This window comes from Mammaliicoccus fleurettii (assembly GCF_002018435.1).
In the GTDB taxonomy this organism is placed as follows: domain Bacteria; phylum Bacillota; class Bacilli; order Staphylococcales; family Staphylococcaceae; genus Mammaliicoccus; species Mammaliicoccus fleurettii.
This window is the reverse complement of sequence record NZ_MWJM01000035.1, coordinates 1-2,716: the sequence shown is the minus strand read 5'-3', so window position 1 is coordinate 2,716 and position 2,716 is coordinate 1. Positions and strand designations below refer to the sequence as shown.

The following is a 2,716-nucleotide window of genomic DNA, read 5'->3' as shown; positions in this document are numbered from 1 at the left end:
AAAAAAAAAAAAATTGAATCAGGCTGTAATGACAGAGAAATCTACACCAGTTTGCATTGTTCTGCTAAAACTTTTAGAAAGTGGCGAGATGACAATATAAAGGCGTATGACGAAGCTAAAAGCATTGCTAGGGGAAATCTATTAGAACTAGCTGAGAGTGCCTTAGCGAGCAAGCTGACAGTCAGAACGCTAAAAGAAACAGAAACAATCTATGACGCTGACGGAAACGTTGAAAAAGTAAAGGTTAAAGAAAAAGAGATGGATAAAGATAGCTTAGTAGCGATGATGGTTGCTAAAGCTGGAAACCCTGAACTTTATAACCCTACTGAATGGCGGAGATTACAACAGGAAGAAGCAAGCACTCATGACCTTAAAGCTAAAATTGAAGAACTTGACGACTATAAGCTAAGTAAGTACGAAACACCAGAAGTTGAAGCACCGAAAGGGTTTGAATAAATGTATTATTTAAATAAAATGTTGGAATACAACAAAGAAAATGGCATTATTATTAATAAGTACATTCGTAGGACTATTCAGAAGCAAATACGCATTCATAACAAGTATATTTATCGCTATGACCGTGTTACGCAAGCCGTTGAATGGATACAAGACAACTTCTATTTAACAACTGGTAACCTAATGAAAATCAAGCTACACCCTGTTCAAAAATGGTGGTACGAGTTAATGCTTGGTTATGATATGGTTGATGAAAAAGGTGTACAAGTCAATTTAGTTAATGAGATTTTTCTTAATCTAGGTCGTGGTTCTGGTAAGTCAAGTTTAATGGCTACGCGCGTGCTTAACTGGATGATTTTAGGCGGACAATATGGTGGAGAGAGCTTAGTTATTGCGTACGATAACACACAGGCTAGACACGTATTTGACCAAGTTCGGAATCAAACGGAAGCAAGTGATACATTAAGAGTGTACAATGAAAACAAGATTTTCAAGAGTACAAAACAAGGGCTATTATTTACTTCTTTTAAAACCACTTTCAAAAAGCAAACTAATGATACTTTACGAGCGCAAGGTGGTAACAGTTCACTCAATATATTTGATGAAGTTCATACCTATGGCGAAGATATAACAGAATCAGTCAATAAAGGTTCACGTCAAAAACAAGATAACTGGCAAAGTATTTATATCACTTCTGGCGGACTTAAACGAGATGGACTTTATGATAAACTTGTTGAACGTTTCAAATCAGAAGAAGAATTTTACAACGATAGGTCGTTCGGCTTGCTTTACATGCTAGAAAATCATGAGCAGGTCAAAGATAAGAAGAATTGGACTATGGCTTTACCACTTATTGGCGATGTCCCTAAGTGGTCAGGAGTTATTGAGGAGTACGAACTTGCGCAAGGAGACCCAGCGTTACAGAATAAGTTCTTAGCGTTTAATATGGGGTTGCCTATGCAGGACACGGCTTACTACTTCACTCCACAAGATACTAAACTAACGGAATTTGATTTATCTGTATTTAATAAAAATAGAACTTATGTCGGAATTGACCTATCCTTAATTGGCGATTTAACCGCTGTATCATTCGTTTGTGAGTTAGAGGGTAAAACTTACAGCCATACACTTACTTTCTCTGTACGGTCGCAATATGAGCAACTGGACACAGAACAGCAAGAGCTATGGACTGAATTCGTTGACAGGGGAGAATTAATCTTACTTGATACGGAATACATTAATGTAAATGACTTAATACCATATATTAATGACTTTAGAACTAAGACAGGGTGCAGACTTAGAAAAATCGGTTATGACCCAGCACGATATGAGATTTTAAAAGGGTTGATCGAGCGTTATTTCTTCGATAAAGACGGAGATAACCAAAGAGCAATTAGACAAGGTTTCTCAATGAATGACTATATTAAGTTATTAAAATCTAAGTTAGTAGAAAATAAACTTATCCATAATCAAAAAGTCATGCAGTGGGCTTTAAATAATACTGCTGTTAAAATCGGACAAAGCGGGGACTATATGTATACAAAAAAACTTGAAAAAGATAAAATTGACCCTACTGTTGCTTTGACAATGGCTTTAGAAATGGCGGTGTCAGATGAAGTATAACGTTGACACAGTTCGAGAAAGTGGTTGGTACAATACAAAAGAATGGTTGGCAGTCCGTGATTATGTAAGGCAACGTGATAAGATGACTTGCGTAAGATGTGGTGCATTCGGTGCTAAAAAATACGAAGTAGACCATATTATAGAGCTAACTTGGGAAAATCTTGATGATTGGAAAATAGCGCTGAACCCTGATAACCTACAACTCCTTTGTAAGTCTTGCCATAACAAGAAAACAGGCGAGTATAAACGAGGGAAAGGCGTTAGTTTATGGTAGAAAGGGGAAAAATTGAACTTATTCGGAAAAGTGGTATCATTTTCACGTGGAAAACTAAACAATGATACTCAAAGAGTCACAGCGTGGCAAAACGAAGCAGTAGAATATACAAGTGCCTTTGTGACTAATATTCACAATAAAATTGCTAATGAAATAACAAAAGTAGAATTTAATCATGTTAAATATAAAAAAGATGAGACTGGTTCTGATCCTTTGATTAGTAAGGCAGGTTCTGATTTAGATGAGGTCCTCAATTGGAGCCCTAAGGGCGAACACAATAGCATGGAGTTTTGGCAGAAAGTAATTAAAAAGTTACTATGCACGCGCTATGTTGACTTGTACCCCTGTCTCTTATACACATCT

The 2,716-nt window shown here is 36.6% G+C and carries 4 protein-coding genes; all 4 read left to right on the top strand.

All coding sequences use genetic code 11. The features are described from left to right. The coding region (locus tag B2G86_RS12915) for a bacteriophage terminase small subunit (protein WP_078358594.1) at positions 1–456 on the top strand (456 nt) is incomplete at its 5' end. Next, a complete protein-coding gene (locus B2G86_RS12910; RefSeq protein WP_078358593.1) occupies positions 457–2,079 on the top strand; it encodes a terminase TerL endonuclease subunit in 1,623 nt (540 codons plus the stop codon). It begins immediately after the preceding gene. Further along, on the top strand, positions 2,069–2,353 hold the full coding sequence (locus tag B2G86_RS12905; protein ID WP_078358592.1) for an HNH endonuclease: 285 nt from the start codon (positions 2,069–2,071) through the stop codon (positions 2,351–2,353). Before B2G86_RS12910 ends, B2G86_RS12905 begins: the two co-directional genes overlap by 11 nt. A 12-nt stretch (positions 2,354–2,365) precedes the next feature. Next, the coding region (locus tag B2G86_RS12900; protein ID WP_198931349.1) for a hypothetical protein at positions 2,366–2,716 on the top strand (351 nt) is incomplete at its 3' end.